The sequence below is a fragment of the Pseudomonas sp. EA_65y_Pfl2_P74 genome (assembly GCF_963970575.1).
In the GTDB taxonomy this organism is placed as follows: domain Bacteria; phylum Pseudomonadota; class Gammaproteobacteria; order Pseudomonadales; family Pseudomonadaceae; genus Aquipseudomonas; species Aquipseudomonas baetica_A.
Window position 1 is genome coordinate 41,526 of the sequence record NZ_CAXAOQ010000036.1, and the last position, 25,238, is coordinate 66,763.

Consider the following 25,238-nt stretch of genomic DNA (forward strand, 5'->3'; position numbering starts at 1 on the left):
GGGAGTCCTGCCCTGTATTAGCTGTATATAGGGCGGAGTTTGGGCTGCACTTTTATAAGTGTCAAACCTAAGTTATTGAATAATAAATGAAAATAAATCTGAATAAGAATGTTTGTGTTCCGCGTCTGGAGCCTAACCAATTGATTTTCAGGCATAAAAAAACCGGACATCAAGTCCGGTTCTTTGAAATGAGGGTATTTACGCGGCAGTAAATTCTACCGGGTAGGGGATCGCGGCCTGGGCGGTTTGCAGCTTGGTCAGGGTTTCGCGAACCACTTCCTTGGCCAGGCAAGCACATTTGCCACATTGGCTGGCGACGCCGGTGGCCTGGCGAACTTCTTTGTAGCTGCAGCAACCTTCATAGATCGCTTCGCGGATCTGTCCGTCGGTGACGCCAGTGCAGAGACAAACATACATAAGTGAGAACCGTCGCTGGTTGTGACTCAATTGCGATGGATCTTAATGTTAACGAGAATGATTGTCAAAGTGCTTTCGCAAAGCTTTTGGCCAGAATGGCCAGTGACTGACGAACGGTGACAAGTGGCTATTTGCCTGGCCCTGTAAATGCAGCGTCCTTATTCGCCTGCCCCAAAAAACCTTTAAGGACAGGCCAAAAACGCAGTGTATGATGGTCGGCCCTTGCGAAGGGGGTTCGTGTCACAGGGCTGTCGCCTGAGGGTGGCAGGCTGGCCCGGACCCTGAACTTCAAGTTTTTACACCAGGAGATATCAATGAGCGTACTCGTAGGCAAACAAGCCCCTGACTTCACCGTACCGGCCGTACTCGGCAATGGCGAGATCGTTGACAGCTTCACCCTGTCGTCGGCCATCAAAGGCAAATACGGCCTGGTGTTCTTCTACCCACTGGACTTCACCTTCGTCTGCCCGTCCGAGCTGATCGCTCTGGACAACCGCATGGCCGACTTCAAGGCACGCAACGTTGAAGTGATCGCGGTTTCGATCGACTCGCACTTCACCCACAACGCCTGGCGCAACACCCCGGTCAACAATGGCGGCATCGGCCAGGTGAAATACACCATGGCTGCCGACATGAAGCACGACATCGCCAAGGCTTACGATGTTGAATCCGAAGGCGGCGTGGCGTTCCGTGGTGCCTTCCTGATCGACGACAAAGGCGTTGTCCGCTCGCAGATCATCAACGACCTGCCGCTGGGCCGTAACATGGAAGAGCTGATCCGTCTGGTCGACGCTCTGCAATTCCACGAAGAGCACGGCGAAGTCTGCCCTGCCAACTGGAAGAAAGGCGACAAAGGCATGAACGCTTCGCCAGAAGGTGTTGCGGCTTACCTGACCGAGAACGCTGCTGCCCTGTAAGGCGCAACGTCAAGGTACAAAAAAACCGGCTCACGTAGCCGGTTTTTTCATGCGCGGGATTTATTCGAAAACCATCAGTCGTCGAAGTCTTCCCAGCCGCCCATCTGTTTCCAGCGATTGACGATGCCGCAGAACAGCTCAGCGGTTTTCTCGGTGTCGTAACGCGCGGAGTGCGCCTCACGGCCGTCGAAATCGATATCGGCTGCCTGACAGGCTTTCGCCAGTACGGTTTGACCGTAGGCCAGACCGGCCAGCGTGGCGGTGTCGAAGCTGGAGAATGGGTGGAACGGATTGCGCTTCATATCCAGTCGCGCAACAGCGGCATTGAGGAAGCCGAGGTCGAAGCTGCTGTTATGGCCGACCAGAATCGCCCGTTTGCAGCCGTTGGCTTTCAACGCCTTGCGGATGCCACGGAAGATATCGGTCAGCGCCGTTTCTTCGCTGACGGCCATGCGCAACGGGTGATCAAGCTTGATCCCGGTGAACTCCAGTGCCGCCGCTTCGATGTTGGCGCCTTCAAAAGGCTCAACGCGGAAGAAGTAGGTGTGATCCGGGTAAACGAAACCCTTTTCATCCATGGCGATGGTGGTCGCGGCAATCTCCAGCAATGCATCGGTGGCCGAGTTGAAGCCACCGGTTTCTACGTCGACGACAACCGGCAGGTAACCGCGAAAACGCGCTGCCATTGGATGACGGGAACCGCCGCCGCCACCTTGACCTTCCAGTTCGTCGTCGAAATGGTCTTCACTCACGCGTGTTCCTCCAGCAGGCGCCAGCGCAGCTTTTCACCGGCGCGCAGCGGGATAACGGTCAACTCGCCAAACGGCAGGCTGGTCGGGGCGGTCCATTCTTCGCGAACCAAAGTGATGCGGTCGGTATTGGCCGGCAGGCCGTAGAAGCGTGGCCCGTTGAGGCTGGCGAACGCTTCTAGCTTGTCCAGCGCATTACGCTGTTCGAAGGCTTCGGCGTACAACTCGATGGCGGCGTACGCGGTGTAGCAGCCGGCGCAGCCGCAGGCGGCTTCCTTGGCGTGCTGGGCGTGCGGTGCCGAGTCGGTGCCGAGGAAGAACTTCGCACTGCCGCTGGTGGCGGCGTCGAGCAGGGCTTCCTGATGGGTATTGCGCTTGAGGATCGGCAGGCAATAGAAGTGCGGGCGAATCCCGCCAACCAGCATGTGGTTGCGGTTGTAGAGCAGGTGATGCGCCGTGATGGTCGCGCCAACGTTGGCCGAAGCCTCGTTGACGAACTGCACCGCATCGCCAGTCGTGATGTGTTCGAACACCACTTTGAGCGTCGGGAAACGCTCGACGACACGGCGCATGTGCTCATCGATGAAAATCTTTTCGCGGTCGAACACGTCGACATCGCCGCGCGTGACTTCACCGTGGATCAGCAGCGGCATGCCGACTTCGGCCATGGCCTCCAGCGCCGGGAAGATCTTGTCGATGCTGGTCACTCCGGAATCGGAGTTGGTGGTCGCGCCGGCCGGGTACAGTTTGGCGGCGTGCACGAAACCGCTGGCCTTGGCCTCACGAATTTCTTCGGGCTGGGTGCGGTCGGTGAGGTACAGCACCATCAACGGCTCGAAACCACTGCCGGCCGGGCGAGCAGCGAGAATCCGCTGGCGATAGCCGTCGGCTTCAGCGGCGTTGCGCACCGGAGGTACCAGGTTGGGCATGATGATGGCGCGACCGAAGGTGCGCGCAACATCGGCAACGGTATTGGTCAACACAGCACCATCGCGAAGATGAATGTGCCAGTCGTCGGGACGCAGCAGGGTCAGGCGGTCGGACATGAGGGGATTCCAGGCGGGTCAAACTGAGGGGAATGCTACCCGAAAAGACTCTTGCAGGCACTCGCTATCAAGTTTTGCAGGAACCTTCCGATATCCCATAGGTATGCCGTAAACATGTGTCTATCGGTCTTTTTGTTGCAGAAGCCAATGGAGCCTCCCGTGCGCCAGCGTTATTTAGCCTTGCTCAGTGTGTTTGCCAGCCTTCCCGCGATGGCGCTGACCTACCAGACTCGACTGGAGAACATTGAGTGGACGGTCGCCGGCGATAAGTTCGAATGCCGTCTGACGCAACCGATCACTGATTTCGGTTCGGGAGAGTTCGTGCGCAGGGCCGGTGAACAGGCAATATTTCGTTTGAACGCCTATAACGCCATGCTGGGCGGCGGTTCGGCGACGTTGCTCGCGGCAGCCGCGCCATGGCAGCCGGGGCGCGGCGACATCAATCTGGGCTCTGTCAGGCTGGGCAGCGGCAACATTCTGTTCAGCAGTTCGCAGTCTCAGGCAGGTGGACTGATGAGCGGCCTGATGGACGGGCGCAGCCCTGTTGTACGCCGTGCCTCGGGCGATGGCCGGGTTTCGGAAGTGCGCCTGTTGCCGGTCAAGTTCAGCAAGGCGTTCAACGAATACCAGAGTTGTGTGGCGAAATTGCTGCCACAGAATTTCGATCAGATCAAACAGTCGCAGGTCGGCTTCCCTGGCGAGGGCATTGATCTTGATGCTGCCGCCAAGGCCAAACTGCAGGTCATGCTCGATTACATGAAGGCCGATCCGACGGTCAATCACATCGAGCTTGACGGCCACTCCGACAACAGCGGTAATCGCCTGACCAACCGCGAGTTGTCGCGCCGCCGTGCATTGGCTGTGGTCGACTTCTTCAAGGCCAACGGCATTCAGGAATCGCAGATCACTGTGCGTTTCCACGGTGAACGTTATCCATTGGTGCCGAACACCAATGCGGCCAATCGGGCGAAGAACCGCCGGGTGAATGTGCATTTGACGCGCGTGACCCCGACCACGGCTCCAGCGCCTCAGGCCAGCACTCCCGCCAATACCGCGGCGACTTCCTGACCTGCCGGTCATCGTCGCGCTCTCGACAGATTCTGTCGCTTTGTCGTCTTAAGCTGTCGCGCCTCTGTAAATTATCGCGTTGGAGCGGTAGACTCCTCGGCTTTCCGTAGAACCCCGTGGAGTGATGGCATGGCGGACGTAAACAAGGTCGTTCTGGCGTATTCCGGCGGCCTGGACACTTCGGTGATCCTCAAGTGGCTGCAGGATACTTATAACTGTGAAGTGGTGACCTTCACCGCAGATCTCGGTCAAGGCGAAGAGGTCGAGCCGGCCCGCGCCAAGGCTCAGGCCATGGGCGTCAAAGAAATCTACATTGATGATCTGCGCGAGGAGTTCGTGCGTGATTTCGTGTTCCCGATGTTTCGCGCCAACACCGTTTACGAGGGCGAGTACCTGCTGGGCACTTCCATCGCACGTCCATTGATCGCCAAGCGTTTGATCGAAATCGCCAACGAAACCGGCGCTGACGCCATTTCTCACGGTGCGACCGGCAAGGGCAACGACCAGGTGCGTTTCGAACTGGGTGCCTACGCACTCAAGCCAGGCGTGAAAGTGATTGCTCCGTGGCGCGAGTGGGATCTGCTGTCCCGCGAGAAGCTGATGGACTACGCCGAGAAGCACGCGATCCCGATCGAGCGCCACGGCAAGAAAAAATCCCCGTACTCGATGGATGCCAACCTGCTGCACATCTCCTATGAAGGCGGCGTGCTGGAAGATACCTGGACCGAGCACGAAGAAGACATGTGGCGTTGGACCGTCTCCCCGGAGAACGCTCCTGACACCCCGCAGTATCTGGAACTGACCTACCGCAACGGCGACATCGTTGCGCTGGACGGCGTCGAAATGACCCCGGCCACTGTTCTGGCGACACTGAACAAGATCGGTGGCGAGCACGGCATTGGCCGTCTGGACATCGTCGAAAACCGTTACGTGGGCATGAAGTCCCGTGGTTGCTACGAAACCCCGGGCGGCACCATCATGCTGCGCGCTCACCGCGCCATCGAGTCGATCACTCTGGACCGCGAAGTCGCTCACCTCAAAGACGAGCTGATGCCGAAATACGCCAGCCTGATCTACACCGGCTACTGGTGGAGCCCTGAGCGTCTGATGCTGCAACAGATGATCGACGCTTCCCAGGTCAACGTGAACGGTGTGGTTCGCCTGAAGCTGTACAAGGGCAACGTGATCGTGACCGGCCGCAAGTCCGACGATTCGCTGTTCGACGCCAACATCGCAACATTCGAAGAAGATGGCGGCGCTTACAATCAGGCCGATGCGGCGGGCTTCATCAAGCTCAACGCGCTGCGCATGCGCATTGCTGCCAACAAGGGCCGCAAACTGTTCTGAGATTTTTCAGACTGATGCGCAATGAAAAGGCGGCCTTGTCTTTGAGACAAGGCCGCCTTTTTTATCAATTCTTTGTTTGGTGCTAGTCGAGCAATGTCCCTGGTCTGTCTGCTTCTGCGGTAGTCCTCACCCGTCAAACCCGCCCCAGCAGCGTTACCGCTTGCGAGCACAGGTTGTAAACAATACAAAGCGTTGTGCCCGAGCCTTTCTTCGCGTGCCTGATCTGCGATAGCGCACTCTTGGTCAAGGAAACATCCGACACATGATTGGAAAGAAATACGATGGCCCGCGCAGTTTTCTTGTCGGTACGGCGGATCCTTTCCAGCATCGTGTTCAGTTCTCTCGATGCATCAATATTCCTTGCATCGATGATGTGCAGGTGGCTGATGGAGACAGGCAAGTGAATATTGTGTTGAACCGTCAGGTTCGGCGCTGAGCCGATGTCTGGTGGCGGGTCGGGCGCATTGTGGATTTTGCACGACTCCTTGCCTTGGGCTGCGCCGGGTTCGCTGGGCACGATGAAACTTGATATTCCGAAAGTCCCGTGAGCTGGATCCTGCTGTGATGTGTTTCGCTTGTTATCGCGACAATTATTGTTGATGACTTTTAAGAAGCTCTTGTCCTTGCCGAAATCAGAGGGTGAATAGAGTGAGCGGTAGTTGAAGTTTAAAGTGATAAAGAAAAGAAATAACAAGTAGAACGGAAAGCTTATCAGGAACCAGACGTAGATTTCGCGATCTTCGCTATCAAGGAACGGCAGAGAAACGGCGGCGGAGGCCTCGGATATAGCGGCGAATATAGCGATAATCGTCATCGGGTTGGATATTTTGTTTTTTATCTTTAACATTTAAGTGCTCTTTTTTTGAGTGGTTTTGTTGTGGGTGACTGTGTTTTGTTGTTTATTGGTTAAGTGTGCTGTTGATGTTTGTATTTATAGCAAAAGTGTTTGCTTAAGTATAAATATCTTGTTTCAAGTGTTTATGATTCGGTCGGTTGTATATTAAGGTTGTAGGAGATTGCCGTCATTGCATGATATTTCTGATTGGGAGTGAATTCGTGTTGTGGCGCTGGTATTCGACACAGGTCCCGCAGTTTGAATGTCATGATGCCCGGCTGTGAGACCGCGTTGCACAGGAGTCGGTCGCAAGCTGTTACAGGTAAAAAACAGAAATGTTTCAGGGGCGTGAGCGAGGTGCTTTGTCGGATATTTAGAGAAGAGTGGGATTTTTGTAGGATTAATCCTTAATGCCCGTAGGGTATGTCTCTCGATGCAAGTGCGTGAGAGCGCTGGCATGCCATCAGGCAAGTGACTGGGCTATTGTGCGTGTTCTAAAAATTCGAACAGCGAAACTGGACTTGCCCATGAATAAAGTGCTGATCGTGGATGACCACCCCGTCATTCGTCTTGCGGTACGTATGCTGATGGAACGTCATGGCTACGAAGTCATTGCAGAAACTGACAACGGTGTAGATGCACTACAACTTGCTCGTGAACAAATGCCCGATATTGTTATTCTGGATATTGGAATACCGAAACTTGATGGTCTGGAAGTTATTGCGCGCCTGACTTCGGTCGCGATGCCCATAAAAGTTCTGGTGCTGACTTCCCAGGCGCCCGGGCATTTTTCAATGCGTTGCATGCAATCGGGGGCGGCGGGTTATGTATGTAAACAGCAGGATCTGACCGAGTTGCTCAGCGCGATCAAGGCCGTTTTGTCCGGCTACAGTTATTTTCCCAATCAGGCGTTGCATACAGTACGTACCAGTCTGGGCAATGCCAGCGAAGCCGACATGGTAGATCGCCTTTCCGGGCGGGAAATGATGGTTTTGCAACAGTTGGCGCGAGGCAAGACCAACAAGGAAATCGCCGATGGCATGTTTTTGAGCAACAAGACAGTGAGCACCTACAAGACTCGCTTGCTGCTGAAACTCAATGCGCGCTCGCTGGTTGATCTGATCGAGTTGGCGCAACGCAATGGGCTTGTCTGAATACCTCAGTAAGTTGACGGGGTCATGGGCCGATCGAATTCAGCTAGTTATAGAAAGTGAAAAGCCTCCGGTTCGGGAGGCTTTCAAGTATCAGAGATCAAAATCGTAATCGGCCAATTGCTTTTGCAGTCGGCGCTCCTCCAGCAGGTTGTCGATCGTGCGGCGCTTGCTCAGATTGGTTTTGGCGACTTCCACGACCGGTTCCTCTGCATCAGCGTCTGCGGTGTCAACGTCATCTTCTATGTCCAGTTGTTCTTTGTCGCTACTCATAAGGTTAACTCCGGCTAAGACTGCCTTTGGCGCTCCTTATATCGGTAATGCAGCGACGGGTAAAAAAGATTTTTTCAATCGACCAATCAACAAAGCTAATAGCCTCTCAATCGTCCGATGTTTTGGCTTTGTACTCGCACAAGTCCTCGATCCGACAGCTACCACAGCGTGGCTTGCGCGCCAGACACACATAGCGGCCAAGAAGAATCAGCCAATGGTGGGAGTCGAGCAGGAATTCCTTTGGCACAAATTTCATCAGCTTCTTTTCAACCTCGACGACATTCTTGCCCGGTGCAATGCCTGTGCGATTGCTGACGCGGAAAATGTGCGTGTCGACCGCCATGGTCAACTGGCGAAACGCGGTATTGAGTACGACGTTGGCGGTCTTGCGGCCAACGCCGGGCAAGGCTTCCAGCGCTTCGCGCGTCTGCGGTACTTCACTGTCGTGGCGTTCGACTAGCAGACGGCAGGTTTCGATGACGTTTTTCGCCTTGCTGTTGTAGAGGCCGATCGTCTTGATGTATTCAGACAATCCTTCGACGCCCAAGGCATGGATCGCTGCTGGCGTATTGGCCACCGGGAACAGTTTTGCCGTGGCCTTGTTGACGCCAACGTCGGTGGACTGCGCCGAGAGAATTACGGCAATCAGCAGTTCGAAGGGCGAGGAGTAGGCCAGTTCAGTCTTCGGCTCGGGATTGTCTTCATGCAGTCTGCGAAAAATCTCATGACGTTTTGCGGCGTTCATGGGCGATGCGATTCCTTGGATATAGAGTTCGAGCGAGTCCACGCCTGACGGGCCGCGAGCAGTAGCCCCAGCACGATGAAGGCGCCGGGAACCGTGGTTGGCAGATGCAGGCCATCGCTGAGCAAAACAAGACCTTGCCAGTGTTCGGATAGCCCGCGACCGAGACTGCCGTGACCGATGAGTTCACGCAGTGCGGCGAGCGCCAGCATGAGCCCGCCAAACAGGCCCGCTAGCTTGAAGCGCTTGGCCGGCGGTTGCTGGAAGAAGCCATTGTGCTCCAGCACCACGCACTGCAAGGCGATCAGGCCCGTATAGAAACCGAACGCCTGATGCCATGGCAGCAACCAGCGCTGCGCAAGAATATCGGCGCAACTGGTCAGCGAAGCGGCGAGCAGCAAACTGGCCAGCAACGCACTTGCCCCGGTCAGTCGCGAGCGCATCAGCGGCATGCACACACCATAAATCCCCACGACAGTGACAAACATCAGTAGCGTGCCCAGCGCGGCGGCCAGCGTTTGCGTGGCGCCAAGCAGCAGCACCAGCATCAGCGTGTTCGACAGCTTCATGATCCACTCCCCAGCAACGCCGGCCGATGCTCATCGAAGTAGCGCAACGCATCATGGATCGCGTTGATCGCTGCACGGGAGGTGATGGTCGCCCCGGCCATCTGATCAAATTGTCCCTGATCGCTTTTCAACGCCCAGCCTGCGTTCGTCGGCTCATGGCTCGATTGGCCGGTGAACGCTTGCAGCCAGGCATTTGGCCAGTCACCAATAACCCCTCCCAGCGCCGGGGTTTCGGTTTGCTTCAGGGTTTTCACACCGAGCAATTTTCCGTCGGCATCAATGGCGATCAGCAGTTCGATGACACCGGCATATCCCTCGGTCAGGCTACGCAGCAGCACCGCAACCGGTTGCCCGCCTTTGGTCGCGCGATAGCCGCCCGCCAGCGTGCTGTGGCTTAAGGCAATGTCGGTCAAGGCCAGAGGTTGGTCCAGCGGTTGATTGTCGTAAGACTCGGCCGGGATCACATCCAGTAATTTGCGGTTATCGATCAGGCGTTGTTCGGCGGCGATCTGCGGCGCATTGCTACGCTGCACGAGATACGTCGCACCGATACCGATGAAGGCCAACAAAAACAGCGTGATGAGGCTGGTCGTGCGGTTCATGGGCTCACCCGTGTCTGGCGGGCGGCAGCAAAGCGTTCCAGTGCCGGTACGCACAGATTCATCAGCAATACGGCAAACGCCACACCGTCGGGATAACCGCCCCATGTGCGAATCAGATAAGTCAGCAGCCCGACGCCGACGCCAAACAGCAGGCGGGCGAACAGGTTTTTAGCCCCGGACACCGGCTCGGTAATGATGAAAAACGCACCGAGCATGGTCGCGCCGCTCAGCAGATGAAACAACGGCGATCCGTGGGAGTTCGAGCCCGAGCCGTTCCAGCACAACAGGCTGACGGCAAACAGGCTGGCGAGCATGCCGAGCGGCGCCTGCCAACCAATCACTCGGCGTTGCAGCAGGAACAGTCCGCCGGCGAGAAACGCCAGGTTGACCCATTCCACACCACGCCCGCCGACACCACCGAACGCCGGATTGGTGGCGAACAGTTCATCGATGGTCAGGCTTTTGTTGATGCGCAAGCTGTCCAGTGCCGTGGCCTGAGCCCATGCATCCGGCGGCTGTCCTGGATTGAACGCCTGTTGTACGGCTGCGATCAGGTCCATGCCGTGGGCCGGCCAATGAGTCATTGGCTGTGGGAACAAAACGATGGCCAAGACAAATCCGAGCATCGCCGGATTGAACGGGTTTTTTCCGACGCCACCGTACAAGTGCTTGCCGAGCAGCAGGCCAGAAGCAATCGCCGTGACCGTCAGCCACCACGGGCAGTAAGGGGGCAGGGCGGCCGCTAGCAGTGTCGCGCTGACCACCGCGCTGCCATCGATAAGGGTTGACTGAATGGGGCGATGACGTAAGCGGGTGACCGCCGCTTCGACGACCAATGCAGTGGTTATCGCCAGGATCAGATTGATCAGCACGCCCCAACCGTAGAACCAGAACAACGCCAGCAACCCAGGCAGCGTCGCGAGCAGCACCTGTTTCATCGCCTGTTGCAGGCGATCGTCTGGCATCTCAAGGGGCGACATGGTCTTGCACCTGGCGCTCGGCGTCTTGCAGGCGAGCGCGGGCCTTGTCGAGTGTTTCGGTTGGGGTGTCGGCGTGGCGTTCCAGTTTATTGAGGTCGGCGCGAGCGTAGGCCAATGCGGTTTTCAACTGCCGAAGCTGGCTGTCGATCGGGCGTTTTTCCACGCGCACAAGGTCAGGAGCTGGCTGATCACTGGAGGCTTCAGCGGCATGCAGGGCTTGCTCGGCGTCACGCAGCGCCTGTTCCAGCGTCGCGATTTGCTCCGTTGAAGCCTCCGCAGTTTGTGCTTTTTTCAGTTCGGCGCGGCGCATGGCCAGCTGGATTTTCGCTCGTTTAAGGTCAGCGTCTTTTGCCGGGGCAGGCGCTGGCGGGGCGGTTGGAGTGCTGTTTTCGAGTGATGCCAGCGCCTGTTCGGCCGCTTCGAATTGTTGCTGCAACACAATCAGTTGCGCCTGCTGCTCGAACGTCGGCGGATGACCGAAGGCTTTCAGCGACTTGTGCAATTGCGCGCGACTCATCGCGACATCGATCTTGGCTTTCTTCAATGCGGCATCGGTGGTGGCCATTTTCTGTGCCCGCACACGTTCCAGCGCAGCCTGCACCGGGTCGAGCGTGGAGACTTGGGGCTGCGCTGAACGTTTGGCGCGCGCTTCACGCTCGGCCTGTTTGTGCTGTTCTTCGCGTTCGAGGCGGGCATTGCGTCGCTCGAAACGCTGGCGCGCGTGATCGCGTTTGGCCGCGCGCTCGCGCTGTTCCTCGAGACTGAATGCCAGACCTCCCACCACTGGCAACGTAGTCGGCGGCAACGGATGCATCTCAATGCAATCTACCGGGCACGGCGCCACACACAGGTCGCAACCGGTGCACTCGTCGATCAAGACCGTATGCATCAGTTTCGCTGCGCCGACGATGGCGTCGATCGGACAGGCTTGAATGCACTTGGTACAGCCGATGCATTCGGCTTCACGAATGTAGGCCACTTGTGGCGGCGCCGAACCTCGACTGATGTCCAGTTCCAGCACCGGTATTTTCAATAACCCGGCCAGCGCCGCGATGGTTTCGTCCCCCCCCGGCGGGCACTTGTTGATCGGTTCGCCATTGGCGATGCCTTCTGCGTAGGGCTTGCATCCGGGGTGGCCACATTTGCCACATTGGGTCTGCGGCAGCAGGGCATCGATGCGTTGAATCAGACTCATGTTTTGATCAGTCCACTGAATCCGAGAAAAATCACTGCCATCAGTCCGGCGCTGATCAGGTCGATCGGCAAGCCGCGAAAGGGCAGGGGAATATCGTTGCCAGCGGTGCGCTCACGCAAATCGCTGAACAGGCTCAATACCAGCCAGAAACCCAGCCCAGCGCCGAGGCTCAGCGCGGCGGCATGCAACAGCCCCTGATCATTCTGCGCATTGATCAGCGCCAGTCCAAGTACGCCGGCATTGCCCAGCAAGAGCGGCCATAAACCGTCGAATGGCCAGTCGGGCAGCCCGCACGCCAGCCATTTCAGCAGCGGTGCGATCAGCAACACGCTCAACGGCAGAAACACGAACAAGCGCAGGGCTTCAAGTTGCAGTGGTACCAGCAGCCAGTGCCAGATGACGTACCCCGCCACGCCGACGATCAGCATCAAGCACAGGGTCGCCAGTCCCAACGCATGCACCTGACGTCGACTGCCCGCCAACAGCGGATCGACGCCCAGCGGCCAGTGCAACACGAAGTTGTTGAGCAACGCAGCACTGATAAGCGTAAGCAGGAGTTCGGTCATGGTTCTGCCAGCAAAACGGGCGGATGTCTCATAAGGTTAGGCATTATCCGGCAGTCACGATGGGTGGGCCAGATATGAAAAATCCCACAGGCATGCGGGGCACGCCTGTGGGATCAATTTACCGCACCGTCTTACTTGATGCGCTGACCCGGCTTGGCGCCGCTGTCCGGGCTCAGCAGGTAGATTTCTTCACCGCCAGGGCCGGCGGCCATCACCATGCCTTCGGAGATGCCGAACTTCATTTTCCGTGGCTTGAGGTTGGCGATCATCATGGTCAGGCGACCGTCGAGCTGGGACGGATCCGGGTAGGCGCTCTTGATCCCGGAGAATACGTTGCGTTGCTCGTCACCGATGTCGAGGGTCAGGCGCAGCAGTTTGTCTGCACCTTCCACGTGCTCAGCCTTGACGATCAGCGCCACCCGCAGGTCGACGGCGGCAAAGGTGTCGAAGTCTATTTCCGGTGACAGCGGATCCTTGGCCAGTTCGCCGTTGCCCGCCGGTGCGGCGGCGCCGGTGTCGGTCTGGCTGGCGGTCAGGTCTTCTTTCGAGGCATCGCTCATGGCTTGGACTTTTACCGGGTCGATGCGGGTCATCAACGGTTTGAATTCATTGAGCTGATGGTTGGCCAGCAGGGTGGTGTGGTCGTTCCAGGTCAGCGGGGCGACGTTGAGGAACGCCTCGGCATCGGCGGCCAGCAGCGGCAGTACTGGTTTGAGGAAGATCACCAGTTGGCGGAACAGGTTGATGCCGGTGGCGCAGATCGCCTGCACTTCATCCTGTTTGCCTTCCTGCTTGTTCAACGACCACGGTGCCTTGTCGGCGATCCACGCGTTGGCGCGGTCGGCCAGGGCCATGGTTTCACGCATGGCGCGGGCGAAGTCGCGGGCCTCATAGGCGTCGGCAATGCCTGGCGCGGCGGCCAGGAACGCCTCGGTCAGCTCTGGCGCGGCATTGTGGTCGACCAGCAGGCCGGCGTTGCCCTTGTGGATAAAACCGGCGCAACGGCTGGCGATGTTGACCACTTTGCCGACCAGGTCGGAGTTGACCTTCTGCACGAAGTCTTCGAGGTTCAGGTCGAGGTCATCGACGCCACGGCCCAGCTTGGCCGCGTAGTAATAGCGCAGGTATTCCGGCGACAGGTGATCCAGATAAGTACGTGCCTTGATGAAGGTGCCACGGGACTTGGACATCTTCTGGCCGTTGACGGTCAGGTAGCCGTGGACGTTGATCCCGGTCGGTTTACGCAAACCGGCACCTTCGAGCATCGCTGGCCAGAACAGCGCGTGGAAGTTGACGATGTCCTTGCCGATGAAATGGTACAGCTCGGCGGTGGAATCCTTGCCCCAGAACGCGTCGAAATCAAGCGCAGGCGTGCGCTCGCAAAGGTTCTTGAAGCTGGCCATGTAGCCGATTGGCGCATCCAGCCACACGTAGAAATACTTGCCCGGCTCGCCCGGGATCTCGAAACCGAAGTAAGGCGCATCGCGGGAGATGTCCCACTGCTGCAGGCCAGCGTCCAGCCACTCGGCAATCTTGTTGGCGACCGCGTCTTGCAGGGTGCCGCTGCGGGTCCAGGCCTGCAGCATTTCCTGGAAGTCCGGCAGCTTGAAGAAGAAGTGCTGGGAATCCTTGAGTACCGGGGTGGCGCCGGAGATGGCCGACTTCGGATCCTTCAGATCGGTCGGGGCGTAGGTCGCGCCGCATTTTTCGCAGTTGTCGCCGTACTGGTCTTCGGTGCCGCATTTCGGGCAGGTGCCCTTGATGAAACGGTCGGCCAGGAACATTTTCTTTTCCGGGTCGAAGTACTGGGTGATCGAGCGTTGGGCAATGTGCCCGGCGTCACGCAGCTTGATATAGATCTGGCTCGACAGCTCACGGTTTTCTTCGGCGTGAGTGGAGTGGAAGTTGTCGAAGTCGACCAGGAACTCGGCAAAGTCGGCGCTGTGTTCAGCCTGCACGTTGGCGATCAGTTGTTCCGGAGTGATGCCTTCCTTTTCTGCGCGCAGCATGATCGCCGAACCGTGGGCGTCGTCGGCGCAGACATAGATGCACTGGTTGCCGCGATGCTTCTGGAAGCGCACCCACATATCGGTCTGGATATATTCCAGCATGTGGCCAAGGTGGATCGAACCATTGGCGTAGGGCAGGGCGCTGGTGACGAGGATCTTGCGTGGCTCGGACATGTGGGGCTTCGCTACTTGATGAAACGGAGGTCGGCCACTATAAAGCGCCGGGAAAGATATTTCACCCCTGCAAATAGTTGCAGGGCATGCCGTCAGGAGGGCAGAAGGGGTAGGATACCCGCCATCTTTTCCCAGTCTTGTTATCGGAGTTGCCCATGAGCGCCGTCACTCGCGCAGCGGTGGAAGCCGTCCTCAGCCAATACACCGACCCTTACCTGAACCAGGACCCGGTCAGCGCCGGTTGCGTGAAGAACATCGAAATCATCGGTGATCGCGTCAATGTTCAGTTGGAAATCGGCTATGCCGCCGGTCTGTTCAAGAGTGGCTGGGCACAATTGCTGCAACTGGCCATCGAAAATATCGACGGTGTGGTCATCGCCAGGGTCGAGGTCAACAGCGTGATCGCCGCGCACAAGGCCCAGGCACAGATTCCGGGCCTGGCCAACGTCAAGAACGTGGTCGCCGTGGCGTCGGGCAAGGGCGGCGTGGGCAAGTCGACCACCGCGGCCAACCTCGCGCTGGCGCTGGCCCGTGAAGGCGCCAAGGTCGGGATTCTCGACGCCGACATCTATGGCCCCAGCCAAGGCATCATGTTCGGCATCCCGGAGCGCACCCGCCCAGAGGTCAAGGATCAGAAGTGGTTCGTGCCGCTCAAGGCTCACGGTGTGGAAGTCATGTCGATGGCGTTCCTGACTGACGACAACACGCCGATGGTCTGGCGCGGGCCGATGGTTTCCGGCGCGCTGCTGCAACTGGTCACGCAAACGGCGTGGGGCGATCTGGATTATCTGGTGATCGACATGCCGCCAGGCACCGGTGACATTCAGTTGACCCTGGCGCAGAAAGTCCCGGTGGCCGGTGCGGTGATTGTCACCACGCCACAGGATCTGGCATTGCTCGACGCGCGCAAAGGCGTGGAAATGTTCCGCAAGGTCAACATTCCGGTGCTGGGCGTGGTGGAAAACATGGCCGTGCACATCTGCTCGAACTGCGGCCATGCCGAGCATCTGTTCGGTGAGGGCGGTGGTGAGAAGCTGGCGACTCAATACGGCGTCGAGCTATTGGCTTCGCTGCCGTTGTCGATGCTGATCCGCGAGCAGGCCGATGGCGGCAAGCCGACAGTGATTGCCGAGCCGGACAGCCAGATTGCCATGGTCTATCAGGAACTGGCCCGCCACGTCGGCGCGCGGATTGTCTTGCAGGAAGCGGTAACGCCGGCAATGCCGAACATCACCATCAGCGACGATTGATGGCCTGAAACACAATCAACTGTGGGAGCGAGCAAGCCCGCTCCCACACTGGTCTTGTGTCGGGGTTAGATACGCAAGCCGCCATCCATCTCCAGAATCCGGCCGGTGTAGTAGTCGTTTTCGAAGATGTATGCCGCCGAATGGGCGATTTCTTCTGGTTTTCCCATGCGTTTGAGCGCAATCCCTGACGTCATCTTCTCCAGCGCTTCGGGCTTCATGCCCAGGGTCATCTCGGTTTCGATGAAGCCCGGCGCAATGCCCGCCACGCGAATGCCGTAACGCGCCAGTTCTTTGGCCCAGGTCACGGTCGCCGCGACAACGCCGGCCTTGGCGGCAGAATAGTTGGTCTGGCCAACGTTACCCGCCCGCGAGATCGACGAAATGTTGATGATCGCGCCGCTGTTTTTCAGCTCGACCATTTTCGCCGCCACTTCACGGGTGCACAGGAACACGCCGGTCAGGTTGACGTCGATCACCGCCTGCCATTGGGCCAGGCTCATCTTGGTCATTTCGCCGTCCTTGACCTTGAGCAGCAGGCCATCGCGCAGGATTCCAGCGTTGTTGATCAGGCCGTGGATCGCACCAAAATCGGCGGCCACCTGGGCGACCATGTGCTCAACCTGTTCCTCATTGGCAACGTTGCACAGATAGCTGCGCGCTTGGACACCCTTGGCTTTGCAAGCTGCGACGGCGTCGTCGAGTTTTTCCTGGTTCAGATCGACCAAGGCAAGCTTGGCGCCTTTGCCTGCGAAATACTCGGCCATGGAACGGCCCAAACCCTGGCAACCGCCCGTGATAATGATTACTTTGTCGTTGAGTTGCATTCGCATGCCCCGATAGCAGGTCAGAGTGGTTTTCCCTTAGAGAGCCTCTCGATCTGCGCCCGACCTGGCCTGGCTGCACATGAGAATTGCCCCGAGAGTGAGCGGGACTTATCCCGGTCATCTGTCCGTTTTATCGACGGATTCTTTTTAAGGAGTCATAAATTGAGCGTTGAAGTGGCCAAGAATGCCCGAGAATTGCTTCTCAAGGAATACCGGGGAGTGCTGTCGACCCACTCCAAATCGATGCCCGGCTTTCCCTTTGGCTCCGTGGTGCCTTATTGCCTTGATGAGCAGGGCCGGCCGCTGATCCTGATCAGCCGCATCGCCCAGCACACCCACAACCTGCAAAAAGACCCTAAATGCTCGATGCTGGTGGGCGAGCGTGAGGCCGATGATGTGCAGGCCGTTGGTCGCCTGACCTATCTGGGCGAAGCGCAAAAACTCGAAGACGCTGTGGCCATTGAAGCGGCCGCCGAGCGCTACTACCGCTACTTCCCCGATTCGCAGAACTACCACAAGGCTCACGATTTCGATTTCTGGGTGCTCAAACCGGTGCGCCATCGTTACATCGGCGGTTTTGGCGCGATTCACTGGATTGACCAGCTGACCTTGGCCAACCCGTTCGCCGGCAAGGCTGAAATCAGCATGGTCGAGCACATGAACAGCGATCATGCCAAAGCCATTGCGCACTATGTCGACCTCTGTGGTCTGCCGAAAAGTGTGCCGGCGCAATTGGCCGGGATCGACACTGAAGGCATGCATCTGCGGATCGGTCAGGCCCTTTACTGGCTGCCGTTTCAAGCGCCATGTCATACGCCGATACAAGTGCGCGAAGCCTTGGTTTCTCTGGCTCACGCTCAGGTGTGGCCAAAAAATGCAGTGGCCGATGCTTGAATTCACGAAAGGGCGACGTCATCTAGGGCTTACTGCAAGGCATTTCTTGCGTTGAGGAATTTTTGATGCGCCCTTTTTTGTTGCTCTTTCTGCTGTTTCCGGTGCTGGAGCTATTCGTATTCGTCAAAGTGGCAGGCACCATCGGGTTTTTCCCGGCCCTGCTGCTGATCATTCTCGGCTCGATGTTCGGCGTGTTCGTGCTGCGCGTCGCCGGTCTGGCAACGGCGCTGCGTGCCCGTGAAAGCCTGAACCGCGGCGAACTGCCTGCGCAAACCATGCTTGAAGGCTTGATGCTGGCCCTGGCCGGCGGCCTGCTGATCCTGCCGGGTTTCATCAGCGACGTGGTCGGTCTGGTGATGCTGTTGCCGTTCACTCGTCGCCTGCTGGCCAACAAGATGCGCCAGCGTGCTGAAGAACAAGCCATGCGCCAGCGTGCGTTCGCCGATGACCTGCAACCTCGTGGCGGTCCTGCACCGCGACAGCCTGTGGGCCGCGAGGGCGATGTGATCGAAGGTGAGTTCGAACATCGCGACTCCAAGTAGCGCTTGCATCGACACGGCACCTTCGGGTGCCGTGCTCGTTAATGGGCTGCTTTTGTAAAGAACATCAGTAAAATTTTTTAGCGGCGCCCTTGTAATAAGCTTGTGCGCCCTTATGTATCGGTCACCGAAAGGTTTCCGATATTTGAGTCGGACAGACTTGCGCGGCTCGCTCGACGAACCGCAACCGGCGCAGGCCGGATTTGTTAAACCCGCCGGGACTACACCGGCCGATGAAAACCACAATTAGGAGAGATCGACAATGAAGCTTCGTCCTCTGCATGACCGCGTCGTTATCCGTCGCAGCGAAGAAGAAAAGAAAACCGCTGGCGGTATCGTCCTGCCAGGTTCGGCTGCTGAAAAAGCCAACCACGGTGTGATTCTCGCTGTAGGCCCGGGCAAAGCTCTGGAAAACGGCGAAGTGCGCGCACTTTCCGTGAAGGAAGGCGACAAGGTTGTGTTCGGTCCTTACTCCGGCAGCAACACTGTGAAAGTCGACGGCGAAGACCTGCTGGTAATGAGCGAGAACGAAATCCTCGCTGTTATCGAAGGCTGATACCTCCGTTCATTTTCCCGCTACTACAAAGTATTTAAGGAATATCGATCATGGCTGCTAAAGAAGTTAAATTCGGCGATTCCGCCCGTAAGAAAATGCTCACCGGTGTTAACGTTCTGGCTGACGCAGTAAAAGCGACCCTGGGCCCGAAAGGCCGTAACGTGATCATCGAGAAGAGCTTCGGCGCTCCGACCATCACCAAGGACGGCGTTTCCGTCGCCAAAGAAATCGAACTCGAAGATCGCTTCGAAAACATGGGCGCGCAGCTGGTCAAAGACGTTGCCTCCCGTGCCAACGATGACGCTGGTGACGGCACTACCACCGCCACTGTTCTGGCTCAGTCGATCGTCAACGAAGGCCTCAAAGCCGTCGCTGCCGGCATGAACCCGATGGACCTCAAGCGCGGCATCGACAAGGCGACCATCGCCATTGTCAAAGAGCTGAAAAACCTGTCCAAGCCATGCGCTGACACCAAGGCTATCGCTCAGGTCGGCACCATCTCCGCCAACTCCGACAGCTCCATTGGCGACATCATTGCCCAAGCCATGGAAAAAGTCGGTAAAGAAGGCGTGATCACCGTTGAAGAAGGCACTGGCCTGGAAAACGAACTGTCGGTTGTAGAAGGCATGCAGTTCGACCGTGGCTACCTGTCCCCGTACTTCGTCAACAAGCCGGAAACCATGGTTGCCGAGCTGGACAGCCCGCTGATCCTGCTGGTCGACAAAAAAATCTCGAACATCCGCGAAATGCTGCCAGTACTGGAAGCCGTTGCCAAAGCCGGCCGTCCACTGCTGATCGTATCGGAAGATGTTGAAGGCGAAGCCTTGGCGACGCTGGTAGTGAACAACATGCGTGGCATCGTGAAGGTGGCGGCCGTCAAGGCTCCAGGTTTCGGCGACCGTCGCAAGGCCATGCTGCAGGACATCGCTGTTCTGACCGGCGGTACCGTGATCTCCGAAGAGATCGGCCTGAGCCTGGAAGCCGCTACCCTGGAAAACCTGGGCAGCGCCAAGCGCGTGACCATCTCCAAGGAAAACACCATCATCGTTGACGGTGCTGGCGTAGAAGCAGACATCCAGGCGCGTATCGCTCAGATCCGTGCCCAGGTTGCCGAAACTTCCTCGGACTACGACCGTGAAAAACTGCAAGAGCGTCTGGCCAAGCTGTCCGGCGGCGTTGCAGTGATCAAGGTTGGCGCTGGTTCCGAAGTCGAAATGAAAGAGAAGAAAGCCCGCGTTGAAGACGCCCTGCACGCAACCCGCGCAGCCGTTGAAGAAGGCGTGGTACCTGGCGGTGGCGTAGCGCTGATCCGTGCTCTGGAAGCCATCCTGGACCTGAAAGGCGACAACGCTGATCAGGACGTCGGTATCGCTGTTCTGCGTCGTGCTGTTGAAGCACCGATGCGCCAGATCGCTGCCAACAGCGGTGACGAGCCAAGCGTTGTGGTCAACGAAGTCAAGAACGGCAAAGGTAACTTCGGTTACAACGCTGCGACTGGCGAATACGGCGACATGATCGAAATGGGCATCCTGGACCCAACCAAGGTTACCCGTTCCGCTCTGCAAGCTGCATCGTCGATCGGTGGTCTGATCCTGACTACCGAAGCTGCAATTGCCGACGCACCGAAGAAAGAAGGTGCTGCTGGCGGCGGTATGCCAGACATGGGTGGCATGGGTGGCATGGGCGGCATGATGTAAGCCAGCCTTACCCCCGTAACGAAAAACCCCGCCTGCGATGAGCAGGCGGGGTTTTTTATTGCCCGCCATTCACGTCCGCACCCACAACCTGTGGGAGTGAACTGTGTTTCAGGCGCCGACGGGTTGTGCTTTCGCTGCCGCTTCAGCTTTGAGCGCCGGGCGGTACAACACCCAGTAATACGACCCCAGACAAATCAGCCAGCAGAAGATCGCTGTCCACACGTTGTGGGAAAAGAAGTGCGCTCCCTGCATCATCCGGCTGATCGAGAATACTGAACCCAATGCAAAGGCAAAGATGAACGCTTGTCTGGCCAGGCGCGGACGGCGATCACGCAGCACGAAGAACAGCGCAAACAAGGTGAACCCCGTCGCCGCATGCCCTCCCGGCCAGCAACGGCCCGGTTTGTTGGTCGGCGGACGATGATCAAGTAACTTGCTGTAGGTTTCATGGCCGCCGAATTGCTCCAGGCTCCAAGGGCATTGCACGGCAGTGACGGCTTTGACCGGCGTCACGAACGAAGTGGCCAGCCCGAGGGACAGCACCAGGCAGCCCAATTCCCGCTTGAACGGCTTGAGTCGTGCGATGAAGAACGACCCGATGAAGCCGAGAATGGCAAACACCGAGAACGCGATCACCACCTGCTTGGCTCGATCATGAAGGATGTCTTCGAGGAAAAAACTGTGTCGGCCGATGAAATCGCCAGCGACCGGATCGTAGAACAGCCTGGCCAGGTCCATGTCCAGATCGGTCAGTTCGAGTAGCAGCAGAATAATTGCCGCGAAGGTGGGTATACCCAGGCACAACCAAAAATTCAGAGGCCGTGAAGCGGGGCGGGCAGAGGTCGACACCATGGTAATTCCCTGGTCGGTTAGTGTGTTCGATGAGCGCTACTGCGCGGAGTCTGCACCCGCTGGCGTCGGCGATTTGTTAACCGAAAGTGAAAAATACGTTGGCAGGCACAGTCAGCATCCTTGTGGGTAAACAATCCGACGCATGCCTAGCCCTGAGCCGCACTTGGCCGTAAGCTGCGCGGGCCATGACGGCCGTTACTGTGTAAGAAGAGGTGCCCATGCGAATTCTATTGGTCGAAGACAACCGCGATATCCTGGCCAATCTGGCCGATTACCTGGGACTCAAGGGTTATACCGTCGATTGCGCCCAGGACGGTCTGTCGGGCCTGCATCTGGCGGCTACCGAGCACTATGACCTGATTGTGCTCGACATCATGCTGCCCGGCATCGACGGCTACACCCTGTGCAAACGCCTGCGCGAAGATGCCCGTCGGGACACGCCGGTGATCATGCTGACCGCCCGGGATCAACTGGACGATCGTCTTCAGGGCTTCAAGTCGGGGGCTGACGATTACCTGGTCAAGCCATTTGCCTTGTCCGAGCTCGCTGCACGGATCGAGGCGGTGATGCGCCGTGCCCAGGGCGGAGGACGCCGTGCACTGCAAGTCGGTGACCTGAGTTATGACCTCGACACCCTGGAAGTGACCCGTGAAGGCAAACTGCTGAAACTCAACCCGGTCGGCCTCAAGCTGTTGGCGGTGTTGATGCAGAAGAGCCCGCATGTGCTTCGCCGTGAAGTCCTCGAGGAGGCGCTGTGGGGCGATGACTGCCCGGACAGCGACAGCCTGCGCAGTCACGTTCACCAATTGCGTCAGGTGATCGACAAGCCATTTGCCAAGCCACTGCTGCATACCGTGCACGGCGTGGGTTACCGTTTGGCCGAGGGGCGTGATGGAGTTTAAGCAAAGCCTTTCACAGCGCATCATCATTGCCTTTGCGTTGATGAGCGCACTGGTGGCCGGCGCTTTCGCCATGGGCATTGTCGCCACGGTGCATCTGGTGGAGGAAAAACTGATTTCGGCAGGGCTGGGCGGCGATCTGCAGCGCCTGTTGCTGATGGACAGTGTTTCCGACTGGAGCCATCGGCCAGAACCGGATCAATTGTTCTACTTCAGTGGTGGACCGGGCGATTTCGAACTGCCCAAGGACTTGCGTCACCTCGATTCCGGCTTCCACGAAGTGTTCCGCGAGCAGCTTTCGTATCATGCAATGGTCGAGGTCGTCGATGGGCGGCGGTATGTGCTGCTGCAGGATCAAAGCGATTTCGAAGAGCGCGAGCGCGTGTTGTTTGCCGTGGTGCTGGTGGGGTTCGTGCTCAGCCTGGCCTTGGCGGTTCTCCTCGGTTGGGTGCTCGCGCGCAAAGTGATGGCTCCGGTGGTTCGGCTGGCGCGCCAGGTGCGTCATCGCGACCAATTGCTCGGGCTGGCACCACCGCTGGCGCCGGACTACGCGGCTGATGAAGTCGGCGAACTGGCGGTGGCGTTCGATGCCACGCTGGGGCGTTTGCGACAGGCATTGACCCGCGAGCGGCTGTTCACCAGCGATGTCAGCCACGAATTGCGTACACCGCTGATGGTGCTGGCGAGTTCCTGCGAACTGCTGCTGGAAAACCCGGCAATCGACACGCGCGGTCGTGCACAGGTCGAGCGTATTGCGCGGGCCAGTGAGGAAATGCGCGAGCTGGTACAGACCTTCCTGATGCTCGCCCGCGCCCAGCGCGAAGACGCGGGGATGGCGCCACAACAGAACCTCAGTCAGGTCGCCGACAGTCTGCTTTGCGTATGGCGCGAATCGATCGAAAGCAAAGGTTTGACCTTGCAGTTCGAGCCCGGTAATCCACCCGCCACCTGCTACAACGCAACGCTGTTGACGGCGGTGATGGGTAACCTGTTGCGTAACGCTTGCCATTACACCGAGCAGGGTTTCATTCGCCTGACGCTCAATGCCAACGGGTTTGTCGTCGAGGATTCCGGTGTGGGTATTCCCGAGGAAAAACGCGAGGCGATGTTCGAGCCGTTTGTACGCGGCGGTGAAAAACGCGGTGAAGGCCTGGGGCTTGGATTATCGCTGGTGCAGCGCATTTGCGAGAACCAGGGCTGGAGTGTCAGCTTGAGTACGATGCAACCCAATGGCTGTCGTTTCGAAGTTGATCTAGGCAAAATCTGACGCAAATAGTGGCTCGATGATACTCCCGCCAACCTGTCTGAATCCTGTATAACGCTGCAATACTTTGTCGGTTGGCCTTACGAAATTTTCACAGCTGGATGACCTGACGCTGACACACCTCGCCTTAAGGTGGTGACATCAGTAATTCAGGAGTTCTGGTGATGGCCGGCCCGATCAAGCTCGATTTTTCCGAAAAGTACGATGATCAACATGCGCAGAAATACCTGCGCAAGCATAAAGACAGCCTTGGTCGTCGTCTCTCCCTCTGGCGGGACGAACAGTTGGCTCGCAAGGCGCTGGCGTTGGCCGGTGAGCCGGGGCTGGTGCTGGATCTGCCTTGCGGTGCGGGGCGTTTCTGGCCATTGCTGGGTGAAAAAGCCAATCGCGTGATCATCGGGGCGGACAATTCCGAATCGATGATCCAGACGGCCATGCAGGCGCAACCCGCCGATGTGGTGAAACGGGTACAACCCTTGCACACATCTGCGTTCGACATTGCCTTGCCTGATAACGCCGTCGACAGCATTTTCTGTATGCGCCTGCTGCATCACATCGGAGACGCCGAGCATCGTCGGGCCATTCTGCGTGAATTCGAGCGCGTCACCCGTGACAGCGTGATCATTTCATTGTGGGTCGATGGCAATTTCAAGGCTTGGAAACGCCAGCGCGCCGAGAAGAAACGTGCCAGTCGCGATTACCAGAATCGCTTTGTGTTACCGGCTGCTACGGTCGAAAAAGAATTTGAAGAGGCGGGTTTCCGCATTCAGGAACAACTGGACTTTATTCCGCTCTATGCGATGTGGCGGGTTTACGTATTACGCAAGAGGTAACAGGATGGCAGTGCAATTTGCAGCAGAAACGGAAGTCGCTCCGCAGGACCGCTTCGACTACTACTGGGCTCAGCGCGGTGAATGGGTGGAAGAACCCAACGTGCGCCGCGGTGGCGAAAGTGGTGTGCAACGGATCGTGGGCAAGGACGGCCAATTGCTGTATGCCAAACGCCAGACTGGACACATTTATCGCAGTTGGTTGCACCCCTTCGGACGCCCGACCGTCTTGCGCGAGCTTGATGCACTGACCGGCGTCAGCAAACTGGGTGTGCGAGTACCGCAAATCGTTTTCTGTGGTGCCCAGCCTGATCCGCAGCACAAGTGGCGCGCACTGCTGGTGACCAAGTCTCTGGATGGTTTCCAGGAACTGGAACATTGGCTGGCGGCAGCCGGTGGGCGCGATCAGTGTGGTGATGTGATCTATGAGCGTGTGCTCAAGGATCTCGCCGAAAACCTGGCGCGCATGCACAAGGGCCGCTGGCAGCACAGCTGCATTTACATCAAACATGTGTTTGTGCGAGTGACCGGCGAAGGCGAATCCGCCGAGGTCGAAGTGGCCTTGATCGACCTGGAGAAATGCCGCCAGCGTCTGACGGCCTATCGCGCCGCCTCTCACGACATGAAGCAATTGCGTCGCCATTCGTCGTTCCGGGATACGGACTGGAAAAAACTCGTCTACTTTTACGAGACGGCGTTTGGCAGCGCTATCAAAGGTTTATAGCGATGAAACTCGAAATTGCACGAGGTTTGTTTTTGGCTGGAGCCTTGGCAGTTGCATCACTCGCGGTGGCTGCCTGGGAGCAGCCACGCATGCAGGTTATCGGTGCATCCCTAGCGGATGCCCATTGCGTGGTGCCACGGGCGGCGAAAGCCTCCGTGGCGACCGAACCCGATCATGATCTGCTGTTGTTCATGTTCGGACTTTCTCAAGGGATGAGGCCACAAAGTTGAACCGATTGAAGCCCAAGTAAAAGGCCTCGCCGTTGCGAG

At 57.8% G+C, this 25,238-nt stretch carries 28 protein-coding genes; 14 read left to right on the top strand and 14 right to left on the bottom strand.

The annotated features are described in order from the left end of the window. Nucleotides 1-198: 198 nt before the first annotated feature. The gene (locus AACY18_RS24405) at nucleotides 199-417 is read right to left on the bottom strand and encodes a bacterioferritin-associated ferredoxin (protein ID WP_003227725.1); all 219 of its coding nucleotides are present in this window, start codon (nucleotides 415-417) and stop codon (nucleotides 199-201) included. Nucleotides 418-731: 314 nt separating this feature from the next. On the opposite strand from AACY18_RS24405, the gene AACY18_RS24410 reads away from it, so the two are divergent. Continuing rightward, nucleotides 732-1,334, top strand: a complete 603-nt coding sequence (locus tag AACY18_RS24410; RefSeq protein WP_003227723.1) for a peroxiredoxin — start codon at nucleotides 732-734, stop codon at nucleotides 1,332-1,334. Nucleotides 1,335-1,408: 74 nt separating this feature from the next. Here the strand turns inward: AACY18_RS24410 and rnt are convergent, their stop codons facing one another. Together rnt and pyrC are read right to left on the bottom strand one after the other, a co-directional pair. Further along, nucleotides 1,409-2,086 carry a ribonuclease T gene (rnt, locus tag AACY18_RS24415; RefSeq protein ID WP_095190452.1) on the bottom strand — a complete coding sequence of 226 codons (678 nt, stop codon included), beginning with the start codon at nucleotides 2,084-2,086 and terminating at the stop codon, nucleotides 1,409-1,411. Next, entirely contained in the window at nucleotides 2,083-3,129 is a 1,047-nt protein-coding gene (gene pyrC / locus AACY18_RS24420) for a dihydroorotase (protein WP_221732093.1), read from the bottom strand. The genes rnt and pyrC overlap by 4 nt, the downstream gene beginning before the upstream one ends. 159 nt (nucleotides 3,130-3,288) lie before the next feature. Here pyrC and AACY18_RS24425 point away from each other — a divergent pair, with 159 nt between their 5' ends. Both AACY18_RS24425 and AACY18_RS24430 read left to right on the top strand, forming a co-directional pair. After that, nucleotides 3,289-4,197: a flagellar protein MotY gene (locus tag AACY18_RS24425; RefSeq protein WP_339433495.1), complete on the top strand. Its 909-nt coding sequence runs from the start codon at nucleotides 3,289-3,291 to the stop codon at nucleotides 4,195-4,197. 129 nt (nucleotides 4,198-4,326) lie between these two features. Then, nucleotides 4,327-5,544, top strand: coding sequence for an argininosuccinate synthase (locus tag AACY18_RS24430; protein ID WP_186622245.1), 1,218 nt, complete (start codon nucleotides 4,327-4,329; stop codon nucleotides 5,542-5,544). A 133-nt stretch (nucleotides 5,545-5,677) separates the two neighbouring features. Here AACY18_RS24430 and AACY18_RS24435 read toward each other — a convergent pair whose 3' ends face one another. Then, on the bottom strand, nucleotides 5,678-6,391 hold the full coding sequence (locus AACY18_RS24435; RefSeq protein ID WP_339433494.1) for a hypothetical protein: 714 nt from the start codon (nucleotides 6,389-6,391) through the stop codon (nucleotides 5,678-5,680). A gap of 515 nt (nucleotides 6,392-6,906) precedes the next feature. On the opposite strand from AACY18_RS24435, the gene AACY18_RS24440 reads away from it, so the two are divergent. Further along, nucleotides 6,907-7,533, top strand: coding sequence for a response regulator transcription factor (locus AACY18_RS24440; protein WP_042560733.1), 627 nt, complete (start codon nucleotides 6,907-6,909; stop codon nucleotides 7,531-7,533). A gap of 90 nt (nucleotides 7,534-7,623) precedes the next feature. Here the strand turns inward: AACY18_RS24440 and AACY18_RS24445 are convergent, their stop codons facing one another. The 8 genes from AACY18_RS24445 to metG form a co-directional block, all read right to left on the bottom strand. Then, complete coding sequence (locus AACY18_RS24445; RefSeq protein WP_339433493.1) at nucleotides 7,624-7,803, bottom strand: PA3496 family putative envelope integrity protein; 180 nt, start codon at nucleotides 7,801-7,803, stop codon at nucleotides 7,624-7,626. 106 nt (nucleotides 7,804-7,909) lie between these two features. After that, on the bottom strand, nucleotides 7,910-8,548 hold the full coding sequence (nth, locus tag AACY18_RS24450; protein ID WP_339433492.1) for an endonuclease III: 639 nt from the start codon (nucleotides 8,546-8,548) through the stop codon (nucleotides 7,910-7,912). Continuing rightward, nucleotides 8,545-9,114, bottom strand: a complete 570-nt coding sequence (locus AACY18_RS24455; protein WP_339433491.1) for an Rnf-Nqr domain containing protein — start codon at nucleotides 9,112-9,114, stop codon at nucleotides 8,545-8,547. The genes nth and AACY18_RS24455 overlap by 4 nt, the downstream gene beginning before the upstream one ends. Further along, nucleotides 9,111-9,716 carry an RnfABCDGE type electron transport complex subunit G gene (locus AACY18_RS24460; RefSeq protein WP_339466344.1) on the bottom strand — a complete coding sequence of 202 codons (606 nt, stop codon included), beginning with the start codon at nucleotides 9,714-9,716 and terminating at the stop codon, nucleotides 9,111-9,113. The genes AACY18_RS24455 and AACY18_RS24460 overlap by 4 nt, the downstream gene beginning before the upstream one ends. Further along, nucleotides 9,713-10,696 carry an RnfABCDGE type electron transport complex subunit D gene (locus AACY18_RS24465; protein WP_339466345.1) on the bottom strand — a complete coding sequence of 328 codons (984 nt, stop codon included), beginning with the start codon at nucleotides 10,694-10,696 and terminating at the stop codon, nucleotides 9,713-9,715. Before AACY18_RS24465 ends, AACY18_RS24460 begins: the two co-directional genes overlap by 4 nt. Then, nucleotides 10,683-11,891 (bottom strand): electron transport complex subunit RsxB, encoded by a 1,209-nt coding sequence (gene rsxB, locus AACY18_RS24470; RefSeq protein ID WP_339466346.1) that lies wholly within the window; start codon nucleotides 11,889-11,891, stop codon nucleotides 10,683-10,685. Before rsxB ends, AACY18_RS24465 begins: the two co-directional genes overlap by 14 nt. Continuing rightward, the gene (locus tag AACY18_RS24475; protein ID WP_339433487.1) at nucleotides 11,888-12,457 is read right to left on the bottom strand and encodes an electron transport complex protein RnfA; all 570 of its coding nucleotides are present in this window, start codon (nucleotides 12,455-12,457) and stop codon (nucleotides 11,888-11,890) included. Before AACY18_RS24475 ends, rsxB begins: the two co-directional genes overlap by 4 nt. A gap of 131 nt (nucleotides 12,458-12,588) precedes the next feature. Beyond that, entirely contained in the window at nucleotides 12,589-14,640 is a 2,052-nt protein-coding gene (metG, locus tag AACY18_RS24480) for a methionine--tRNA ligase (RefSeq protein WP_339466348.1), read from the bottom strand. Between the two features lie 155 nt (nucleotides 14,641-14,795). Between metG and apbC the strand changes: the two genes are divergently transcribed. Further along, nucleotides 14,796-15,890 (top strand): iron-sulfur cluster carrier protein ApbC, encoded by a 1,095-nt coding sequence (gene apbC / locus AACY18_RS24485; protein WP_339433485.1) that lies wholly within the window; start codon nucleotides 14,796-14,798, stop codon nucleotides 15,888-15,890. 65 nt (nucleotides 15,891-15,955) lie between these two features. Here the strand turns inward: apbC and AACY18_RS24490 are convergent, their stop codons facing one another. Continuing rightward, nucleotides 15,956-16,714 carry an SDR family oxidoreductase gene (locus tag AACY18_RS24490; protein ID WP_339433484.1) on the bottom strand — a complete coding sequence of 253 codons (759 nt, stop codon included), beginning with the start codon at nucleotides 16,712-16,714 and terminating at the stop codon, nucleotides 15,956-15,958. A 162-nt stretch (nucleotides 16,715-16,876) separates the two neighbouring features. On the opposite strand from AACY18_RS24490, the gene AACY18_RS24495 reads away from it, so the two are divergent. From AACY18_RS24495 to groL, 4 genes are all read left to right on the top strand, one after another. Then, nucleotides 16,877-17,608, top strand: a complete 732-nt coding sequence (locus tag AACY18_RS24495) for a HugZ family pyridoxamine 5'-phosphate oxidase (RefSeq protein WP_339433483.1) — start codon at nucleotides 16,877-16,879, stop codon at nucleotides 17,606-17,608. Nucleotides 17,609-17,673: 65 nt separating this feature from the next. After that, on the top strand, nucleotides 17,674-18,150 hold the full coding sequence (locus tag AACY18_RS24500) for an FxsA family protein (RefSeq protein ID WP_339433482.1): 477 nt from the start codon (nucleotides 17,674-17,676) through the stop codon (nucleotides 18,148-18,150). A gap of 259 nt (nucleotides 18,151-18,409) precedes the next feature. Next, complete coding sequence (locus AACY18_RS24505) at nucleotides 18,410-18,703, top strand: co-chaperone GroES (protein ID WP_007916610.1); 294 nt, start codon at nucleotides 18,410-18,412, stop codon at nucleotides 18,701-18,703. 50 nt (nucleotides 18,704-18,753) lie between these two features. Then, nucleotides 18,754-20,400, top strand: coding sequence for a chaperonin GroEL (groL, locus tag AACY18_RS24510; RefSeq protein WP_339433481.1), 1,647 nt, complete (start codon nucleotides 18,754-18,756; stop codon nucleotides 20,398-20,400). A gap of 108 nt (nucleotides 20,401-20,508) precedes the next feature. Here groL and AACY18_RS24515 read toward each other — a convergent pair whose 3' ends face one another. Further along, nucleotides 20,509-21,252 carry a phosphatase PAP2 family protein gene (locus tag AACY18_RS24515; protein ID WP_339466350.1) on the bottom strand — a complete coding sequence of 248 codons (744 nt, stop codon included), beginning with the start codon at nucleotides 21,250-21,252 and terminating at the stop codon, nucleotides 20,509-20,511. A 218-nt stretch (nucleotides 21,253-21,470) separates the two neighbouring features. Here AACY18_RS24515 and colR point away from each other — a divergent pair, with 218 nt between their 5' ends. The 5 genes from colR (at nucleotide 21,471) to AACY18_RS24540 (ending at nucleotide 25,199) form a co-directional block, all read left to right on the top strand. Continuing rightward, the gene (gene colR / locus AACY18_RS24520) at nucleotides 21,471-22,154 is read left to right on the top strand and encodes a two-component system response regulator ColR (protein ID WP_221732077.1); all 684 of its coding nucleotides are present in this window, start codon (nucleotides 21,471-21,473) and stop codon (nucleotides 22,152-22,154) included. After that, complete coding sequence (locus tag AACY18_RS24525; RefSeq protein WP_339433479.1) at nucleotides 22,144-23,418, top strand: sensor histidine kinase; 1,275 nt, start codon at nucleotides 22,144-22,146, stop codon at nucleotides 23,416-23,418. The genes colR and AACY18_RS24525 overlap by 11 nt, the downstream gene beginning before the upstream one ends. Nucleotides 23,419-23,579: 161 nt before the next feature. Continuing rightward, complete coding sequence (locus AACY18_RS24530) at nucleotides 23,580-24,248, top strand: class I SAM-dependent methyltransferase (protein WP_339433478.1); 669 nt, start codon at nucleotides 23,580-23,582, stop codon at nucleotides 24,246-24,248. A 4-nt stretch (nucleotides 24,249-24,252) separates the two neighbouring features. Further along, nucleotides 24,253-24,969, top strand: a complete 717-nt coding sequence (locus tag AACY18_RS24535; RefSeq protein ID WP_339433477.1) for a lipopolysaccharide kinase InaA family protein — start codon at nucleotides 24,253-24,255, stop codon at nucleotides 24,967-24,969. 2 nt (nucleotides 24,970-24,971) lie between these two features. Further along, a complete protein-coding gene (locus AACY18_RS24540; RefSeq protein ID WP_339433476.1) occupies nucleotides 24,972-25,199 on the top strand; it encodes a hypothetical protein in 228 nt (75 codons plus the stop codon). Nucleotides 25,200-25,238: the final 39 nt, after the last annotated feature.

Excerpts from the sequence above, each read along its gene's own strand:
- AACY18_RS24540 (WP_339433476.1), top strand. The coding sequence starts at position 24,972 with ATGAAACTCGAAATTGCACGAGGTTTGTTTTTGGCTGGAGCCTTGGCA.
- AACY18_RS24535 (WP_339433477.1), top strand. The coding sequence starts at position 24,253 with ATGGCAGTGCAATTTGCAGCAGAAACGGAAGTCGCTCCGCAGGACCGC.
- colR (WP_221732077.1), top strand. The coding sequence starts at position 21,471 with ATGCGAATTCTATTGGTCGAAGACAACCGCGATATCCTGGCCAATCTG.
- AACY18_RS24460 (WP_339466344.1), bottom strand. The coding sequence starts at position 9,716 with ATGAACCGCACGACCAGCCTCATCACGCTGTTTTTGTTGGCCTTCATC.
- AACY18_RS24515 (WP_339466350.1), bottom strand. The coding sequence starts at position 21,252 with ATGGTGTCGACCTCTGCCCGCCCCGCTTCACGGCCTCTGAATTTTTGG.
- nth (WP_339433492.1), bottom strand. The coding sequence starts at position 8,548 with ATGAACGCCGCAAAACGTCATGAGATTTTTCGCAGACTGCATGAAGAC.
- AACY18_RS24405 (WP_003227725.1), bottom strand. The coding sequence starts at position 417 with ATGTATGTTTGTCTCTGCACTGGCGTCACCGACGGACAGATCCGCGAA.
- AACY18_RS24475 (WP_339433487.1), bottom strand. The coding sequence starts at position 12,457 with ATGACCGAACTCCTGCTTACGCTTATCAGTGCTGCGTTGCTCAACAAC.
- pyrC (WP_221732093.1), bottom strand. The coding sequence starts at position 3,129 with ATGTCCGACCGCCTGACCCTGCTGCGTCCCGACGACTGGCACATTCAT.
- AACY18_RS24430 (WP_186622245.1), top strand. The coding sequence starts at position 4,327 with ATGGCGGACGTAAACAAGGTCGTTCTGGCGTATTCCGGCGGCCTGGAC.
- rsxB (WP_339466346.1), bottom strand. The coding sequence starts at position 11,891 with ATGAGTCTGATTCAACGCATCGATGCCCTGCTGCCGCAGACCCAATGT.
- groL (WP_339433481.1), top strand. The coding sequence starts at position 18,754 with ATGGCTGCTAAAGAAGTTAAATTCGGCGATTCCGCCCGTAAGAAAATG.
- AACY18_RS24440 (WP_042560733.1), top strand. The coding sequence starts at position 6,907 with ATGAATAAAGTGCTGATCGTGGATGACCACCCCGTCATTCGTCTTGCG.
- AACY18_RS24490 (WP_339433484.1), bottom strand. The coding sequence starts at position 16,714 with ATGCAACTCAACGACAAAGTAATCATTATCACGGGCGGTTGCCAGGGT.
- AACY18_RS24410 (WP_003227723.1), top strand. The coding sequence starts at position 732 with ATGAGCGTACTCGTAGGCAAACAAGCCCCTGACTTCACCGTACCGGCC.
- AACY18_RS24435 (WP_339433494.1), bottom strand. The coding sequence starts at position 6,391 with ATGTTAAAGATAAAAAACAAAATATCCAACCCGATGACGATTATCGCT.
- AACY18_RS24500 (WP_339433482.1), top strand. The coding sequence starts at position 17,674 with ATGCGCCCTTTTTTGTTGCTCTTTCTGCTGTTTCCGGTGCTGGAGCTA.
- AACY18_RS24505 (WP_007916610.1), top strand. The coding sequence starts at position 18,410 with ATGAAGCTTCGTCCTCTGCATGACCGCGTCGTTATCCGTCGCAGCGAA.
- AACY18_RS24455 (WP_339433491.1), bottom strand. The coding sequence starts at position 9,114 with ATGAAGCTGTCGAACACGCTGATGCTGGTGCTGCTGCTTGGCGCCACG.
- AACY18_RS24525 (WP_339433479.1), top strand. The coding sequence starts at position 22,144 with ATGGAGTTTAAGCAAAGCCTTTCACAGCGCATCATCATTGCCTTTGCG.
- AACY18_RS24465 (WP_339466345.1), bottom strand. The coding sequence starts at position 10,696 with ATGTCGCCCCTTGAGATGCCAGACGATCGCCTGCAACAGGCGATGAAA.
- apbC (WP_339433485.1), top strand. The coding sequence starts at position 14,796 with ATGAGCGCCGTCACTCGCGCAGCGGTGGAAGCCGTCCTCAGCCAATAC.
- AACY18_RS24530 (WP_339433478.1), top strand. The coding sequence starts at position 23,580 with ATGGCCGGCCCGATCAAGCTCGATTTTTCCGAAAAGTACGATGATCAA.
- AACY18_RS24445 (WP_339433493.1), bottom strand. The coding sequence starts at position 7,803 with ATGAGTAGCGACAAAGAACAACTGGACATAGAAGATGACGTTGACACC.
- metG (WP_339466348.1), bottom strand. The coding sequence starts at position 14,640 with ATGTCCGAGCCACGCAAGATCCTCGTCACCAGCGCCCTGCCCTACGCC.